The 17,686-nt window shown below is 41.9% G+C and carries 9 protein-coding genes; 4 read left to right on the plus strand and 5 right to left on the minus strand.

The window, feature by feature from the left end; all coding sequences use genetic code 11:
• Positions 1-22: 22 nt before the first annotated feature.
• On the minus strand, positions 23-3,406 hold the full coding sequence (locus V6M43_RS10990; RefSeq protein ID WP_332735183.1) for a SusC/RagA family TonB-linked outer membrane protein: 3,384 nt from the start codon (positions 3,404-3,406) through the stop codon (positions 23-25).
• 137 nt (positions 3,407-3,543) lie between these two features.
• Between V6M43_RS10990 and V6M43_RS10995 the strand changes: the two genes are divergently transcribed.
• Positions 3,544-4,251, plus strand: a complete 708-nt coding sequence (locus V6M43_RS10995; protein WP_332735184.1) for a FadR/GntR family transcriptional regulator — start codon at positions 3,544-3,546, stop codon at positions 4,249-4,251.
• Here the strand turns inward: V6M43_RS10995 and V6M43_RS11000 are convergent.
• From V6M43_RS11000 to V6M43_RS11010, 3 genes are all read right to left on the minus strand, one after another.
• A complete protein-coding gene (locus V6M43_RS11000; RefSeq protein WP_332735185.1) occupies positions 4,227-6,530 on the minus strand; it encodes a GH92 family glycosyl hydrolase in 2,304 nt (767 codons plus the stop codon). The genes V6M43_RS10995 and V6M43_RS11000 overlap by 25 nt on opposite strands.
• A gap of 10 nt (positions 6,531-6,540) precedes the next feature.
• Positions 6,541-7,788, minus strand: coding sequence for a DEAD/DEAH box helicase (locus V6M43_RS11005; RefSeq protein WP_332735187.1), 1,248 nt, complete (start codon positions 7,786-7,788; stop codon positions 6,541-6,543).
• Positions 7,789-7,851: 63 nt separating this feature from the next.
• Positions 7,852-9,129, minus strand: a complete 1,278-nt coding sequence (locus tag V6M43_RS11010) for a hypothetical protein (RefSeq protein WP_332735189.1) — start codon at positions 9,127-9,129, stop codon at positions 7,852-7,854.
• Positions 9,130-9,264: 135 nt separating this feature from the next.
• Here V6M43_RS11010 and V6M43_RS11015 point away from each other — a divergent pair, with 135 nt between their 5' ends.
• Together V6M43_RS11015 and V6M43_RS11020 are read left to right on the plus strand one after the other, a co-directional pair.
• On the plus strand, positions 9,265-10,608 hold the full coding sequence (locus V6M43_RS11015; RefSeq protein ID WP_332735191.1) for an MATE family efflux transporter: 1,344 nt from the start codon (positions 9,265-9,267) through the stop codon (positions 10,606-10,608).
• A 403-nt stretch (positions 10,609-11,011) separates the two neighbouring features.
• A complete protein-coding gene (locus V6M43_RS11020) occupies positions 11,012-12,169 on the plus strand; it encodes a C1 family peptidase (protein ID WP_332735194.1) in 1,158 nt (385 codons plus the stop codon).
• A gap of 55 nt (positions 12,170-12,224) precedes the next feature.
• Here V6M43_RS11020 and V6M43_RS11025 read toward each other — a convergent pair whose 3' ends face one another.
• On the minus strand, positions 12,225-15,302 hold the full coding sequence (locus V6M43_RS11025; RefSeq protein WP_332735195.1) for a hypothetical protein: 3,078 nt from the start codon (positions 15,300-15,302) through the stop codon (positions 12,225-12,227).
• A gap of 1,086 nt (positions 15,303-16,388) precedes the next feature.
• Here V6M43_RS11025 and V6M43_RS11030 point away from each other — a divergent pair.
• Complete coding sequence (locus V6M43_RS11030) at positions 16,389-17,651, plus strand: C1 family peptidase (RefSeq protein WP_332735197.1); 1,263 nt, start codon at positions 16,389-16,391, stop codon at positions 17,649-17,651.
• The last annotated feature ends 35 nt before the right edge of the window (positions 17,652-17,686 follow it).

Raw genomic sequence — 17,686 nt, forward strand, 5'->3', positions numbered from 1 at the left:
AAAATTTTAGTATTTCGGAGATTTAGAATGTTAGGTTTGCTCCGAAAATCAGTGAAGTTGGAATGGTATATCCGCTATTCTGTGATCCTGTACGCTCAGGCAAATTCAGGAGATCATTTGAAAGATAGCCAAGGTTCTGTCCGGTTACAGTGAGAGTAAGTCCTTCAACCCTCGCCTTTTTTAGTAATGTTGATGGCACAGAGTAGCTAAGTGAAAGCTCCCTTAAAGCGAGGTATCCTGAATTGACCCAGAACATATCACTTGGACGATCAAAATTCTTTGCATTCAATTGGTCTGCCCAGGTATAGCGTGGATATTTTGCATCGGGATTTTCAGGTGTCCATGTATCCTTTACAATATCGGTGGCATTGAATTCGCCCTGAAAGCTTCCCAGTGCCCACATTTGCATGAAATCCTGCTGGATATGTCCCAGCGCAAAATCCACCCTCGCAAACAATGAAAGACCTTTCCATGAAACAGTTGTATTTACACCACCAGTCCAACGTGGGATAACCCTGCCCAGAGAAACTTTATCGCGGTAATCAATGGTATCATTTTTATCAATATCTCTCCACATCATATCACCCAGCTTTGCTGAGATATGGTTTGTGAGTCCCAATTCACTGATCAGTTTAGCACTGGCTACTCTCCTGCCTGCCGCACCACCATACTGTACATATCCTGCAGCCAGGTCAATTACATTATAGGCATCAAGGTCTTTTTGGTTGCGTATGATTCCATCACTCACATATCCAAATACTTCTCCGTATTCCTGGCCTTCCTGGTAACCGCCAACCCAAATAACACGTCCTGTTTTAGGGTCGTATATCTGCTCTCCACCCTGACGATTGTTTTCATTGCCATTGAAAGGAAGTTTTTCAATGGTATTCTTATTCCACGCTGCATTTGCACCGATGCTCCAGGAGAGGTTTCTCCCATTTACCAGTTTATAAGAAGCTTCCAGTTCTACGCCCCTGTTACGCATACTACCATTATTGGTGCGCAGCTGGCTGATTCCTGATGAGATCGGCAGGCCTACATATGCCAGTTTATCAGTTGTAAGTCTGTTGTAGTAAGCAACTGATGCATTCAGTTTATTATTGAGAAAACCCATATCAGCACCTACTTCAATTGTACTTGATTTTTCCCAACGAAGATCTGGTGTTGCTATCCCGGTTTGCAGGAATCCGATCACACCATTATACGCTGTTTGAGAGCCATAAGAACCCTGAAGTTCGTATAGGCCTATACCGTTACTTGTTCCTATTCCGATATTGCCATTCAATCCCCAGCTGGCACGCAGTTTCAGGAAGGAGAGCCAGTTATCTGTAGCGGCCATAAAGTTTTCACGATGTGCCATCCAGCCCACTGATACTCCGGGAAATGTTCCATACTGGTTGTCGCCTAACAATCGGCTATAACCATCTCGCCTGATCGTAAATGTTGCCAGGTACTTCCCATCATAATCATAATTGATCCTTCCAAAACCCGACATGATACGCTCCCTGAAATGATATGAATCAGTGCCCCTTGTTTGAGTTGTAGCATTATTAAGTGTAAGACCTAAATCCTGGAAATCATCTGTTGGGGCGAGGCTTCCACTGGCGGAAAATCCTGTTCCATAGAGATTGAAATATTCAAATCCTGCCATTGCAGCAATATTGTGCATATCAGAAAAGCTGGATGTATAATTCAGGATCGCATTATAGGTTTGACGTGTTGTGCGATCAAAACTGTTGGAACTGGATCTGGTTCTGTTCCAACCTGTATTTGGATTGGTATAGCTAAGTAATCCTGTACGGAAATCTTTATTGAATGCTTCATACAAACCCTCATCATACATCAAAATGCCACCGATCCGTGCATAAAGATCACGGGTGAAGTTTACCGTAAAAGCCTGGTTCATGGTAAACTTGTCGGTTTGATTATTGCGTTTGTACTTGTCCACATTGATGGCTGGGTTACCATCACTGGCATCACGACCAAGCAATAGTTCGCCATTCATATTGGTACCACGCATAGTTGGAGGTGCAGATAACATACGACCCCAGAAATTGCTTTCACCATTCTGTAAACTCTGATCTCTCCAGTTGGCTTTCGCAAACTGCAATCCGCTTTCTGATTTTAGCCACTCTTTGATCTTATACTCGCCATTCAAAGCCAGGTTAAGCCGGCGGTAAAAAGTTGCAATGGATAGTCCATCTTCATCATAGAAGCCTATGTTGGCGTAGTATTTTCCTCTGTCATTACCACCACTCATTCCGATATTATAATCCTGAACAGTTGCCTTATCTTTAAGACCATAATCCCCATAATTGAAGTCCTTGTAAATCAGGTCAGCAAATGTTCCATTGGGATCATATGCACCATTGGCATTCGTTGGAACAGCATCTTTCATGGTTTTCCATCCATCACTCAGCGTGAGCAGTTCACGGTTCACATCATCAAGACGCATGGTACTCCATACAGCACGACTATCATAATTACCATCAAGTATATTACCATTTGCATCTTTGTATAAATTACCCGTACCTCTTGGACCAACCGCTCCTAATGTTGTAGCTCCAAGCGTACCATTCTTGATGGCCTCCACAACTGCCCTCCGCTGCCAGATGATATAATCCTGGGCAGAAAGAAAATTATAGGGCACATTTAGATAATTAAAACCAGTTTTTGCTTTTAGCGTAATGGATGACTTGCCGGACTTTCCTTTTTTAGAAGTTATGAGAATTACACCGTTACTGGCTCTTGCACCATAAATAGCCGTGGCGGAAGCATCTTTTAATACTTCCATGCTTTCAATCTCTTCGGGATTGATATCACTGAGTGAGCCGCGTACCTGACCATCCATAATTATAAGCGGACTGCCGCTGCCATCAAAATCAGTACCTCCGCGAAGTATGATGGATGGCAATGATCCGGGGCGGCCTGTTCCGGTGGAAACCCTTAAGCCTGGAATGGTTCCTGCCAATGCCTGTGCAGGGTTGGATCTAACCCCCGTTTCAAGGATCTTGTTGTCTAACTTAGAAATTGACGAAGTAACCTTGGAACGCTTAATTGTTCCATACCCCACTACTACTACCTCATCCATTTTTTGACTGGATAAACCCAGCGACACGTTAAATACCGTTTTTTCCCCAACCGCTTCCTCTATGGATTCATAGCCCATATAACTGAAGACCAGGATATCAGCTGCTGCTGCCTGGATGGTGAATTCACCATCTGCACCGGTTTGGGTGCCGGTTGTTTTCCCTTTGATGGTTACGCTAACACCTGGGAGGCCTTTACCATCATCGGCGGAACTCACCTTTCCGGTAATCGTTTTAGACTGGGCAAAAGTGCCTACCCCAAATAGTAGTCCTGCGAACACCAGCAGGAAGCGCAGGCAAGTAATCGTTTTTCTCATAACAGTTTTTATTATTGCATTATGTATGACATAATAAAATTAGTTACTATTTTCACACTGACAAATTTTTTTTTATAGTTTGATCTGTTTAGCGGGGAAAAAACTGAATAGGCTATTTTTACAGAATAATAAACACAATGGCTATCAAGGCTTTAATAAATAATTTTAAAACAGTAGATACCAGTTCACTTGTGGATAAGGTGGAAGCGAAACTCGTTCAGCTGTTACAGGACAGGAAACTTAAGGTGGGTGATGCCATTCCCAAGGAAATTGAGCTGGCCGAGCGCCTCGGTGTGAGCAGAACTGTTATAAGGGAGGCCTTATTGAGATTAAGGGTAATGGGACTGATTGAGTCAAAGAAGAAAAAGGGGTCAGTGATCACCAGTCCAGATCTGTTTGGAGTGATGAGTAAGAGTATGAACCCCCATATACTCGATCAGGATACACTCAAAGAAATGTTTGAACTGCGATTGGTACTGGAAATAGGGATGGCTGATTTCATATTCCAGCGCATAACCCCTGCCGATATTGCAGAACTTCGAAAAATAGTGGCCAACGAACCTGATTCGGCACATATGCATCTTTTCAATATCGAACACGAAATTAAGTTTCATGGAAAACTTTATGAGATAACCGGCAATAGCACAATGAAAAAATTTCAGCGCTTATTACTTCCCGTTTTTGATTATGTTCACCATAGCGGTTTGCTGAAAAAACAACTTACACCTAAAAAGTTTGTATCACATAAAGGTCTTGTCGATATCCTCGAAAATGGCAACCCTGAAATGTTCCGTAATGGAATGCGTAACCACCTCGCTTCTCATTTCTCCCGACTCTTCGATTGATCATCTGAAAATGAATAAGGAAAGGCAGACGGTTTTGAACCTCTTTCCTTATTTGGTTCAGGAGCCATTTGATACAAAACTTCGCCACCATTCTGAAGCTGTTCATGCGAGAACCAGTTTTTCATGTGTGCTTTCCCGTTAACAAGGATCTGCCTGATATAAATATTTGTATCATTATTAGCCGGTGCCTTTAATGTTAACTTTTTGCCATTCTCCAGCATTATATCTAAAGAGGGAAATAGTGGTGTACCAATTACATACTCGTTGGTACCCGGGCACACCGGATAAAATCCCATTGCACTGAATATATACCAGGCTGAAGTCTGGCCATTATCTTCATCGCCACAATAACCATCAGGTGTTGGCTTATATAGTTTTTCCATGGCATCCCTTATACGGTACTGGCTTTTCCATGGTTGTCCGGCATAATTATATAAATAAAGCATATGCTGTATGGGTTGGTTGCCATGCGCATATTGACCCATATTCATGATCTGCATCTCCCTGATTTCATGGATCACTGATCCATAATAACTCTCATCAAAAATGGGTGGCATATGGAAAACGGAATCCAGCATACCTATGAAACTTTCTTTGCCACCCATGAGGTTAATCAGGCCAGCCATATCATGGAATACACTCCAGCTGTAATGCCAGCTGTTGCCTTCAGTAAATGCATCTCCCCACTTGAAAGGGTTAAATGGTTGCTGAAAACTGCCGTCCTTATTGCGGCCCCGCATCAGTTTACTCTGTGAATCAAAAAGGTTACGGTAATTCTGGCAACGTTTGGCAAACAGATCTATTTCCGATTGTGGCCTTTTCAATGCTTTGGCAAGTTGCCAGATGGCAAAATCATCGTATGCATATTCTAAAGTGCGGGCTGCATTCTCATTGATCTTTACATCATAAGGCACATAACCCAGGGTGTTATAATACTCCACTCCTTTTCTTCCGACAGCCGATAATGGCCCTTCATTATTTGCTCCTTTAACGAGCGCCTCAAATAAGTTATTAATATCATAACCCCTTAATCCCTTGATCCATGCATCCGCCACCACTGATGCCGAATTATTGCCTACCATAACATCCCGAAAACCGGGACTAGACCATTCAGGAAGAAATCCACCTTCCTTATAAGCGTTAACCAGGCCTTCCTGCATCTCTTTGTTTATGGATGGGAATAACAGATTCAACAGCGGGTATAAAGCACGGAATGTATCCCAGAAACCGGTGCCAGCATAAAAATAGCCCGGATGAATTTTGCCTGTATATGGACTGTAATGTATAGTCTTACCCTGCCCATCAATTTCATAATGTTTCTGCGGGAACTGTACCGTTCTATAAAGGCATGAATAAAAAGTACGTGTTTGTTCAATGGTACCACCAGTGGGTTTGACACGACTTAGTAATTTATTCCAGGTTAGCTTTGCTTTTGAAAGCGTGGCATCGAAACTGTCATTACCAACTTCCTGCTGTAAATTCAATTCCGCCTGCTGCTCACTAATAAAAGAAGATGCGGTCCTGACTGTTATCTTTTCTCCTTTATTGGTAGAAAATCCCACGATTGCTCCTACATGATCTGCCGTCACCTCGAGTGTGTCTCTGCTTATACGATCATTATTCCAGGTATGCGCAACTGAAAATGGCTTGTTGAAATATAAGATAAAATAATTTTTAAAATTCGCCGGCACCCCGCCACTATTGCGCGTTGTATAGCCAATGATCTTTCTCTCCGAAGGAATGATCTTTATGGATGAGCCCTTATCAAAGGCATCAACAACAATGAAAGCGCTATCAGTTCGGGGGAAGGTGAACCTGAATTGTGCGGCACGTTCTGTTGGTGTTATTTCAGTAGTAACATCTGCATCTGCGAGATAAACACTATAATAATATGGCTTGGCAATTTCGCTTTTGTGGGAAAACCAACTGGCCCGGTCATTTTCACGAAATGCTATTTTTTTTGTGACGGGCATTATGGAGAATTGTCCATAGTCATTCATCCAGGGCGAAGGCTGGTGCGTTTGCTTGAAACCCCTGATCTTGTCGGCGCTATACTGGTAGGCCCAACCATCACCCATCTTGCCGGTTTGGGGCGTCCAGAAATTCATTCCCCATGGAACACAGATCGCAGGGTATGTATTACCGTTAGACAGGCTGGGTTTGGAGTCAGTACCCATCAATGGGTTTACCCAATCAACCGGGTCGGTAATTTTTGTAACGGTCTGGCCTGCTAAAAGATAATGCGACAAACAAAGAATAGCGATCAGCAGTTGTTTCATATTGGGTCTTTTATTTCTTCTTCTTTTTCTTTTTTTGTGCTGCAGCGGCTGCTTTATTACCTTCTTCAAGTAATGCGCGCCAGTTATCGTGCGGGGTTTCTTCTGAGAATGCGATGGTTTCGCGATAGGCATTTTTGTCAATGGTCATCTCCCTGATATCTTTACCTATATAAGCCTGTATGGCTTCCAGTAATTCTTTTTCCTCCTTACTGCAAAAAGATACTGCCTGCCCTTTTTTTACTCCCCTGCCCGTTCTTCCAATGCGATGAACATAGTTTTCCGGCACGTCAGGCAGGTCGTAATTAACCACATAATCAACATCCGGTATATCGATGCCACGGGCATTTACATCAGTTGTTATCAAAAGTTTCACACCCCCGCTACGGAACTTTTCCATCACTTCCAGCCGATTGTCCTGTTCCTTGCCGCCATGCATCACGAGGCTTTCGATGTCTACTCTTTTCATGGCAGCTTCCACCCGCTCCGCTCTTACTTTAGTGCGCACAAAAACAAGGATCTTTGCATCGGGCAGCTCCTTTACCAGTCTTTCCAGGAAGAATCGTTTGTCATCCATCTCCACCCAGGCAAAAGCATGTTCTACATTTTTTGAAACAGGGTCCTGTGGTGATACCTGTATGCGTATGGGATTTCGAACCATTGCATAGGCAAGGTCTTTTATCTTAAGGTCGATAGTTGCGGAGAAAAATAGTGTTTGGTGCTGACGGGGAAGTTTCCTTTTCACGTCAGCGATATCTTTATTGAATCCCAGGTCAAGCATATGGTCGGCTTCATCCAGCACCAGAATCTGCACAGAACTAAGATCAATAAATTGCTGGTGTAACAGATCAAACATTCTACCAGGCGTTGCAATCAGAACATCAACACCTCTTTTCAAGGCCTTGATCTGTGTTTCCTGTTCAACGCCGCCAACAAGTCCAAGTATTTTCACATCCGTATACTGGCCTATTTGTTCAAAGACACCCGCAATCTGGATGGCCAGTTCCCGGGTGGGAACCATAACCAGACACCTCAAAAGATGCTGGGGTCTTTTACGCTCCAGCTGCTGCTGGATAATATGTAATACCGGAATGGCAAAAGCAGCTGTTTTTCCAGTGCCTGTTTGGGCAATTGCCAGAACATCCTCGCCTTTCAGGATGGACGGAATTGCCTTGTACTGTATATCCGTTGGCCGCTTAAAACCAAGTTCAGCAAGGCTTTCTTTTATATCAGGGGATATATTGTATTGTTCGAACTTCATGCAAATTTGATCCCCCGAAAGTAATACAAAAAGCATCATGGCAGTTAGCCATGATGCCTTCTATTAATATCCGTAAATCTTTGACTGGTATAATACCTCACCATCAAAGTTGCGAATGGTCACAACATAGATTTTATTTGATGACTGCTTTATATCCAACAGCACACTATTATTTGGATTCTTCAATTGGAAATTTTTACTTCCCGCAAGCATTCCATTAAGTGAATGAACGGTAATAGTTATATCCTTTTCTCCTCCCTGGTATACCTGGGCTTCAAGACGGTTGTTTGCAATGAGAAGCTGGTTAACTTTAAAAAGAGCTTCCGAAACACCGTTCACTGTAACAGATTTTGAGTAACTAATCCTTCCCTGCTCATCCGTTTGTTTTAGGCGGTAGAATTTTTTTCCTTGTGCCGCTTGTTTATCGATTACCTGGTATTTTTTCTTTCCCCTTGCCTGATGATTGCCACGGATCTTTTCAACAGGTTGCCAATTCTCCATATCTGCACTTCGCTGAACAGTATATTCAACCGGCTCATTCTCTTCATCCACCAACCAGTCGATTGTAATGAATCCATTGGTTTCCCTTGCTGTAAAGTCGAGCAGTTTAATTGGCAATATCACCAGTTGGTTCATAAAAAAGGGCCTGAAGAATATTGATGTATGCCTGGTTTGGTTTGTACTGCCTGAAGCAATTGCGCCATTCCTGTATACTATACTGGAAACATTCACAAAATTCATCTGGAACATCGCTTCCCTACGAGACGAATCGATCAGGTTGATAGTATTGACTTTTCCAATTGCCTTACTTCGGATACCATCAAAAGAAACTGTCAGTGTTGTAGGTGTCTGGATGGCATAACCGCCGGGCGTACCCGCTTCAATGAATTCTTTCAATCCATTACTGTCGCCATCAACATCAACTGCCGTTACCGCCAAACAGGGTAACACCGTATCTGTTTGGGTTCCCGCCTTTTTGAAGAAGATCTTCCATTCAAGATAGGATGTGTCATTGCCTTTATGATTATGACTCACATAAGGTTGCCAGGCATCATCATAACCTTGTCCCGCTGCAGATTTTGATGCATCCATCTGTGCCAGTGAAATGGTAGCATTTTTCATAACCAGTATCTCAATATACACGTCAATACCAGGTGCGGCTGAAGCAAAAATCCATTGATCGCCGATCTTGGTACTGCTTGGCAAGCCCTTTACTTTTTTGGGATTCTTCATCGAGAAATTCGGTGCATTGCTGCACTGGGCCGTTAATTCAGCAGTGGGAATCAGTAAGATCAGTGATAATAAAAATGAAGTGAAAATGAGGGTAGATTTAAGTTTCATAGGCTTTACGATTAAATTAGTTTACTAAATAGAAACCATTAGGATCTGTTCAAGAACGCAGGTCAGGAGAGCTTTAGTGTACTACCCGAAAAAATTGTCTGGCTCCAGTAAGTAATTGAAAATCAAATAGGTAATTTGCGCCGTAGAATTACTGATGGCATGTTACGAAAAGAGGCGAATAGTACGATAAAACTGGCCCTTCCCATAATAATCGGGGAGCTTGCCCAAATGGCACTGCATATCATTGATGCTGCCATGGTGGGCGCAATCAGTTATAAACATCTTGCGGCAGCCGCACTTGTACTTAATGCTATGAATATCCCGTTTGTGATCGGCATTGGCATGACCATATCTGTTTCCCAAATGGTATCAATGGCCCATGGCCGCAAAGACACACAACAGGTATCGCACTACCTGTTCAACGGTTTCCTGCTATGCACCGCAACCGCGCTGATAATCTCTGTCATACTGGTTTTGGGAAAACCGATCCTTTATCACCTCAGGCAGGATCCCGATGTAGTTGAGCTTGCACTGCCCTTTATGGAGTTGATGAGCATATCCATTATTCCCATGCTACTTTTCATGACATTGAAACAATTCACGGATGGATTGGAATTTACCCGAACTGCCATGTTGCTTTCCCTCGCAGGTATGCCAATTAATATATTCCTGAACTGGCTGTTGATCTATGGAAACCTGGGTTTTCCACGCCTGGAATTAGTTGGGGCGGGATGGGCGACGCTCATTACAAGATCCCTGATATTTATAGTTCTTGGTGCTATAATACTCAATCATAAAACCTTCTGGCGATATGTGGCCGTTCGGCAAAAGCAATGGAAGCTCCGCTGGCGTACCATGGGTGAATTGCTGCATATTGGGATTCCCAGCAGTCTTCAGATTGGTATGGAAGCGGGTGCATTTGCCGTATCCGGACTAATTATAGGAACCATCGGTGCCGTAGCACAGGCATCACACCAGATTGCGCTGAGTTGTGCATCTTTTACTTTTATGGTGTCAATGGGTTTGTCGCAGGCAGGTTCTATTCGGGTAAGCAATGCATTTGGACGTAAAGACCGAAACCAGATTTCCCTGATAGGAAAGAGTACACTTATTACAGCCCTTCTTTACGGTATTTTTTGTGCTATTTGTTTTACCATCTTCCGTCACCAATTACCAGTATTATTCAATAAGAATGAGGAAGTGGTACTGTTAGCAGCTTCCCTCCTTCTCTATGCCGCTATTTTTCAGATTTCTGACAGTACGCAGGCAATTGGTGCAGGTTTACTGAGAGGTATTAAGGATGTTAAACTGCCCACTATTTTTGTTGCCATTTCATATTGGGTGGTTGGTATTCCGGTTGGATATTTCTTCGCTTTTCAGGGCGGAATGGGTGCTGCCGGTATGTGGCTCGGCTTTATTGTGGGACTATCACTTGCTTCCGTGTTCCTGATTTTAAGATTTCTAAAAATGAGTCGTTAACATTTCTTTGCTGATAATCACATGATTGTGATTTTCTGGATATCATGTGGTAAAAATAATATCCCAGTATGTTCTCCTTGGCACTAATTTTGGTGCGTTGAAAGCAATTAAACATCTGTCAATAGGTAAATCTATTGGTTGGAGTCAGAATCGTAGAAGAAAGTTAATCAGACAGGACATAAGGCATAGTGTTGAAGTTGTTTAGTGAGTTCGTACCAGCTGTACCTGTTTGAAATATGCAATTCCTTACTTACAAGGAAGAAATATCATTAAACGAAGTTGGTATCAATTAAGAACTCTATTGTTCATTATTTATTTGCATGCTCTGCATATAAGTAATGGCCGATAGAATGTAAGGTTGTGGTCAGCAGACATTATTGAAACCAATAAACTTGAAAAACCGATGAAACGTTTTACGTTAAGAAGAGAGCTATTGCTCTTAGTGAGTAGTGCCATGTTATGGACCGCCTGTCAGAAAGAAGTGAGTCCTGAAACATTTGGAAATGAAACTGAAGTTTCAGGCATTGACCCGAAGTTAAGTGGAGTAGCAGAGGATGATCCGGAATTGGTTGGTCGTGTTCCGCTTATAATATCTTCCGCTTATAAAAATTCTGATCTTTTCGCAGCCCCCAGTGGAACTAAAGGCAAGAAACCAGTTGATAGTGATGGTGATGGTATTCCTGATAATTCAGATCTTTGCCCAACTCAAAAGGAAACTGTTAATGGTTATCAGGATTCCGATGGTTGTCCTGACGTGGTTCCTTCGCCTACTCCAACTGATTCCGATGGTGATGGAATACCGGATACATCCGATGCTTGCCCTACACAAGCAGAAACTTTTAATGGATATAATGATTCTGATGGTTGTCCGGATACAGTTCCTGAACCAATTGTTACTCCCCCAACAAATAATCCTACAAGTTTTACACTTGCAACCCCCATTGTGAGAACACAAGGAACGGAAGGTTCATGTGTTTCATTCGCCGTTGGATATTATGCAAGATCAATTGAACAATTCTATCGTAGTGGTAGCAGCTCTTATAGTGATGCAATAAATGTATTTAGTCCTGAGTTTATCTTTAACCAGGTAAGTAATAATAATTGTGCCGCTTCAGCAGTTGTTTCTACCCTTGATCTTATTAAAAGTATCGGCGTTTGTACTTTCCAATCAATGCCTTATAGTTATTCAAATGGATGTTCTCTTGCTCCCACATCTCAAGCAAAAAGTGAAGCCACCGGATTTAAGATTTCCTCCTATTCAAAATTGATTGAAACCGATGAGCAGGCAATAAAATCCATGATTGCAAAAAACCATCCTGTGATTGTTTCTTTAACGATTGATCAGAATTTTTATAATGCCAAACCTGGCTTTATCTGGAAAACTTCCGCTGGAAATTCCGGATCTCACACAGTTGCAATTGTGGGATATGATGATGCCAAAAATGCTTACAAGATCGTGAATTCATGGGGTAGTGGATGGGGTGATGCCGGTTATTCATGGATTGATTATGATTTCATGCCAACCGTCTCTTCTTATTATTTATATGTAATGAATTATTAGAATGAAAATGGCACCTGAAGACCAGGTGCCATTATTTTTTGGTTAATAAAAAGAGTTACTTATTATCAGTACTTAGCAAAATACCACCCTTGAAGGACTTATCACCAATTGCCAGTTTGTAAATCATTGGAACTCGCATTGTTGATGGAACTTTATAGTTCAAAGTTCTAACGCTATTAGCTTCAATGTTACCCTGGAATACAATGGCCAATCTCCTTCCAATAAGATCATAAACTTCAAGTGATGCCTTACCTGCTGTTGGTGAAGCGATTCTGAAATTGATCTCATTACTATATGGATTTGGAAATGCGTTTACTGATAATTCAGCAATCACTCCTTCTCCAATTGACGGAATATTGTTAGATCTGGTTATCAATGCATCGCCATCGCGCAGACTTCCACAAAGAGAATGACTAGCATTGTTATAACCATCCAAAGTAGAAGCAAGAGATGAACAGTTACCACTAACCAATGCATTTCTTATTGCAGTATAAAGTTGTGCAAATGTTCCAGCATATGGATAGTCTTCAAAACCAGCTTCATTGAGCAACGCGGCTACACCAGCTCTTGCAAGTGCCTTACAACCGCCGCCGCCGATATTAACTGCATCAAGCATAGTAAGCGTATTCGGCCAACCATTTGGCTTACTAATGTTGAAATACGTATAGAAGCTCGTACTGGTTATGAATTTTTCACCCGGAACACCAAGCGTTCCTGGCATTTGTTGTACAACCTGGTCAAGTGTGCTATTCCATTGTTCAGCATGATTTCTCCAGTATCCTGGTGTGCAACCATGGCCGCAACTATTTACCGTAACGGTATATTCACAATATGATGGACAACCATCTCTGGTAATATCATCTCTTAATGTGAAAGAACCGATAGCACCGGCAGTTACGGTTACAGAAGCAAGATTAGTTGCACTTGTGATGGTACCATTACCTGATATGCTCCAGCTATGAGTTACAGTACCACCTGCAGGAAGAACAGTTGAAGTATAGGTTAATCCTGTTGTGGCTTCACAAACAGAATTTAATCCAGCAATTGAACAAGTTGGGATTGGATCTACTGTGACAGTGTATTCACAATATGATGGACAACCATCCCTTGTTATATCATCACGAAGTGTGAATGATCCTGCTGCTCCTGCTGTTACGGTAACGGATGCAAGATTTGTAGCACTGGTGATTGTACCGTTGCCGGAAATGCTCCAGCTATGGGTTACAGTACCACCTGCCGGAAGCACAGTGGATGTGTAAACATTACCGGTAGAACCACTGCACACCTCATCATCACCTGCAATTGAACAGGTTGGGATCGGATTAACAGTTACTTCGTATGTACATGGTATTGTTGGTTGAGAAGGATTATCCGGAACCATGTTAAGTGTTACGGTAAAACTGCTTGCACCTGCGTCTACAGTAATAGATTTTCCTGTATGCGGCGCTGAGCCCTGGATGGATGCTCCATTGTTTACTGACCATGAGTAACTGAAGTTTGCCGGTGGATCAGCTGTTACAGAAAATACTAATCCAGTTGTATTTGCACATGTTGTTGCTGTACCTGAAATTTCCGGACAAGTTGGTGAACTTGATGTAACTCTTACAATTACTGAGCTGGCACAAGTTAGTCCTTCATCCGTTGCTTGTACAGTAAATGTGTAATCACCAGTTTCTGTTGCAGTGAATACAGGATTGTATATATTATTTGCACTCAGTGAACCTCCACTTGGCGGATCCTGGCTCCATAAGAATGTATAATCACCTACAACTCCAGGCCATACTGTTACACCTAATTGGGAAGTTGGACTAGCTGAATTAAGGTCTATTTCAGCTGGAGATTCGGGATTTGCAGTTGCATCAATATTTACAATCGAAACCACGCCTCCATTTTCACCTTCACCACTCAGATAACAAGTAGTTGTAAGTCCAAATCGTGTCACATCCAATCTAACCTGGAATGTTCCACCTGCAATGAAATCTGTACCAGCTGGAATGACGTTAATTGAATATAAATCCACTCCTGATTTTGTAAGTGGAGGTGTGCCTGTTCCATTTTCAATTACAGCACCTGCACTAGGGTTGCCAGGAATTATCGTCCAGGCATAAGTAGCACCTGCTGCTCTGATTGCATTTGGAACCGTATATGCCAATGAACCAGTTTCGGGGCATGCCCTTCTTGGGCCATCAAAACCACATGGTGGTGGTGGCGGAGCAATTTCTATTGCACCAGCCATAAGTTGATTATCGCGTTCGCCTAAAATCTCCTGCCCCTCACCATTTAAGCTAACAAAAATGTTATGGAAATTACCTCCACTAATTGAACCAGCACCTTTTCCGGCACCATATCCTGATTGTGCGAGAGGATCTCCACAATACTCACCCTCACCAACTGCAGCCCTGCTTGCATAACGTACCATGATTTGTGAAGAAGTTGAGGTCCAGGTTACAGTGAAATATGCAAAATCATCGGTGTACCCATCAAATTCAATATCCGCGTCAGTTATGGCTGCATTTCCACGGATTTCAATTTCCCTGTCACCATATATCGATTCAAAACAATCAATTTCATCCTGCACATTATCACCCAAATATAAAGCAGGCATATCCGGGGCTTGAAGCCTTACAATTCTGGTATCGGGTGCTGCTATTGCCGCCAGAGTTGCACAGGGCGCAATATTATCACTACATCCTTGTGTGAGCAATTTAGAAAGTTCATTCACCGTTCCACCAATATTTTCAGCAACCGCGATTGCCTGTTCGTGAGACATCAGGAAATCATAAGCATGAGTTCCATTATTACCGCCTTTTGAAAAACCCGCTTGAAATTTGAATCTAAGAGTGTATGTGCCGCCAGCTAAATTGGTGAACATCAATCTTTGGGGGATTCCAAATCCTTCATAGTATTGAGTATGCGTGGCATTCAGTATACCATTTGTCCATTCTATATCAAATGTTTTGGCACCATTCAAATCATTCTGTGCCTGTTTAAAATCAATCGTCTGGCCAGTTGCGCCTGGAATATTTAACAGACAAAGCATTATTAAAAGTGTGAAACATGTACTAATGCTCCTTACTGGCTTTCCGCAAAGCTTTGGTGTAAGAGCATCGATAAGGTTAAATTTCGTATCCATAATCTTGAGTTTTAAGGGGAATAAAACTTGCCATCACCTTCATCAACAGGTGATTAAAGCTGCGCACTTTATGGGTGGCTACAGCTCAATTATTTATATGGATAATAATTGGGAGGTCCAGAGTCAGAAACGGGTGAATAAGTACTGGTAACGGTCGGGACAAGGTCGGGTTTCAAAGCAAAATCACAAAGAGAACGATCAACAATTACCCAATCCTTGCGCCCGGCCAATAGGAATGCTGGCCGAACTGTATGGGAGTTCATGTTCAAAGGTTTAGTGGTATGACGGGATCAGGAATTGAACTTTGTCAATTGTTTTCAGGAGGTGCGAGTGAATGTTAAACCATAAAAGGACGAATAATATCGCCTTAATTAAATTACATAGAAGAAGCGGTTGGTAGGAAACGGGTCGGGTAAGGGTCAAACTTCATTAGTGTTATTAAAGTTAATTTTTTCCTTAGGAAAATGGAAATTTTACTACAGATATTTTTAATAAAAATCAATAAAATCCTAAGCATATCGGTGGATTATGATATAATAGTTTAAAACGTAAAATGCATAACCTTTTAATATAGCTTTTCCTTGCGGAATAGGCAATCTAGGCAATTGGCTGCAGTTTATTGCTGGACTATCTCCAGCTCTGTTTCCTTATTTTGCGATATTTATAAAATGATTCGTTAACAATTCTTTGCTGATAACCATGTGATTGTGATTTTTTGAAAATTATGTGGTAAAAATAATAGTCGAACATCACTTCGTTGGCACTAAATTTGGTGTGTTGAAAGCAATTAAACATCTGTCAATAGGTAATTCTATTGGTTGGAGTAAGAATCGTAGAAGAAAGTTAATCAGACAGGACATAATGCATAGTGTTGAAGTTGTTTAGTGAGTTCGTACCAGCTGTACCTGTTTGAAATATGCAATTCCTTACTTACGAGGAAGTAATATCATTAAACTAAGTTGGTATCAATTAAGAACATCTATTGTTCATTACTGTATTTGCATTTGCTGCAAATAAGGTAATGAATGTTAAGATTTAAGGTTGTGGTCAGCAGACATTATTGAAACCAATAAACTTGAAAAACCGATGAAACGTTTTACGTTAAGAAGAGAGCTATTGCTTCTCTTATGCGGAGCTTTAATTTTTTCCGCTTGTCAAAAGGAAATGGGCCACAATGAAAATCAACAGGTTGATGGTGGCTTGATTGAGCAGCGGTTGACCATTGGCGGTGTGATTGAAGATTCTCCGGAGCGTATTGCAGAAGTTCCAAAATTGATTTTTAGCCAGTCGGGCATTATTGCTGCTCCTGCCGGTAAAGGGGGTGGCGGTGGAAAAATCAAAGACTCAGATGGTGATGGAATACCTGATTCATCTGATAGTTGCCCCACCTCTAAGGAAACTATGAATGGATACCAGGATACGGATGGTTGTCCAGATACTGCTCCAGCACCAGTATCAACCGATTCAGATAGCGATGGAATTCCTGATACCACCGATGCATGTGATACACAAAAGGAAACATTTAATGGATACCAAGACGGTGATGGTTGTCCCGATACCATACCAGATTCTGATAATGATGGAATTGATGATCTCAAAGATGCATGCCCTGCTTCCCCTGAAACAATTAATGGTTATGAAGATACGGATGGTTGCCCTGATACCGCCCCCGTTATAGTACCTCCTGTTACTTTGCCGGTTAGTTATCGTTTACAGATGCCCGCTGCCGGAAGCCAGGGTCCAGAAGGAAATTGTGTGACTTTTGCTTTGGTTTATGGGATGCGTTCAGCTGAACAATATTATAAGTCGTCAGCCAGTGCGTATAGTTATGCGACGAATATTTTCAGTCCCGAGTTTGTCTATAACCAGGTCAAAATGGAAGGCAGTTGTGCAGCTGGATCATCAGTGATCATGACACTGGAGTTTTTGAAAAATACAGGTGTTCCTACCTGGGATATCATGCCTTATTCATCTTCAAATGGTTGTAGTTTATTACCATCTGCATCACAAACGGCAGCAGCAGCACCTTATAAGATCAACTCCTATAGTCGGGTTGCATCAAATGATCTTACCAGTATAAAAACACTGATCGTTAATAAACATCCTATGATTGCGACTTTTTCAATAGATGGGAATTTTGAAAAAGCAAGTGCAACATATGTCTGGAATTCTTATGCAGCTCCTACATATGCAAAACATGCTGTTGCTATCTGTGGATATGATGATATCAAGAAAGCTTTTCTCGCCTTGAACTCATGGGGACCATCTTGGGGTGATAATGGTTATATCTGGATCGGCTATGAATATTTGCCACAGCTGACTAATGATCTTTACGTAATGGGATTATAAATTTAAAAAAGGGTACTGAGAAGTACCCTTTTTCT

It is taken from the genome of Flavihumibacter sp., from assembly GCF_036676075.1.
GTDB lineage: Bacteria > Bacteroidota > Bacteroidia > Chitinophagales > Chitinophagaceae > Flavihumibacter.

Bases quoted from the DNA above. Each gene is read 5' to 3' on its own strand.
- V6M43_RS11000 (WP_332735185.1), bottom strand. From the start codon at position 6,530: ATGAAACAACTGCTGATCGCTATTCTTTGTTTGTCGCATTATCTTTTA.
- V6M43_RS11020 (WP_332735194.1), top strand. From the start codon at position 11,012: ATGAAACGTTTTACGTTAAGAAGAGAGCTATTGCTCTTAGTGAGTAGT.
- V6M43_RS10990 (WP_332735183.1), bottom strand. From the start codon at position 3,406: ATGAGAAAAACGATTACTTGCCTGCGCTTCCTGCTGGTGTTCGCAGGA.
- V6M43_RS11030 (WP_332735197.1), top strand. From the start codon at position 16,389: ATGAAACGTTTTACGTTAAGAAGAGAGCTATTGCTTCTCTTATGCGGA.
- V6M43_RS11005 (WP_332735187.1), bottom strand. From the start codon at position 7,788: ATGAAGTTCGAACAATACAATATATCCCCTGATATAAAAGAAAGCCTT.
- V6M43_RS11025 (WP_332735195.1), bottom strand. From the start codon at position 15,302: ATGGATACGAAATTTAACCTTATCGATGCTCTTACACCAAAGCTTTGC.
- V6M43_RS10995 (WP_332735184.1), top strand. From the start codon at position 3,544: ATGGCTATCAAGGCTTTAATAAATAATTTTAAAACAGTAGATACCAGT.
- V6M43_RS11010 (WP_332735189.1), bottom strand. From the start codon at position 9,129: ATGAAACTTAAATCTACCCTCATTTTCACTTCATTTTTATTATCACTG.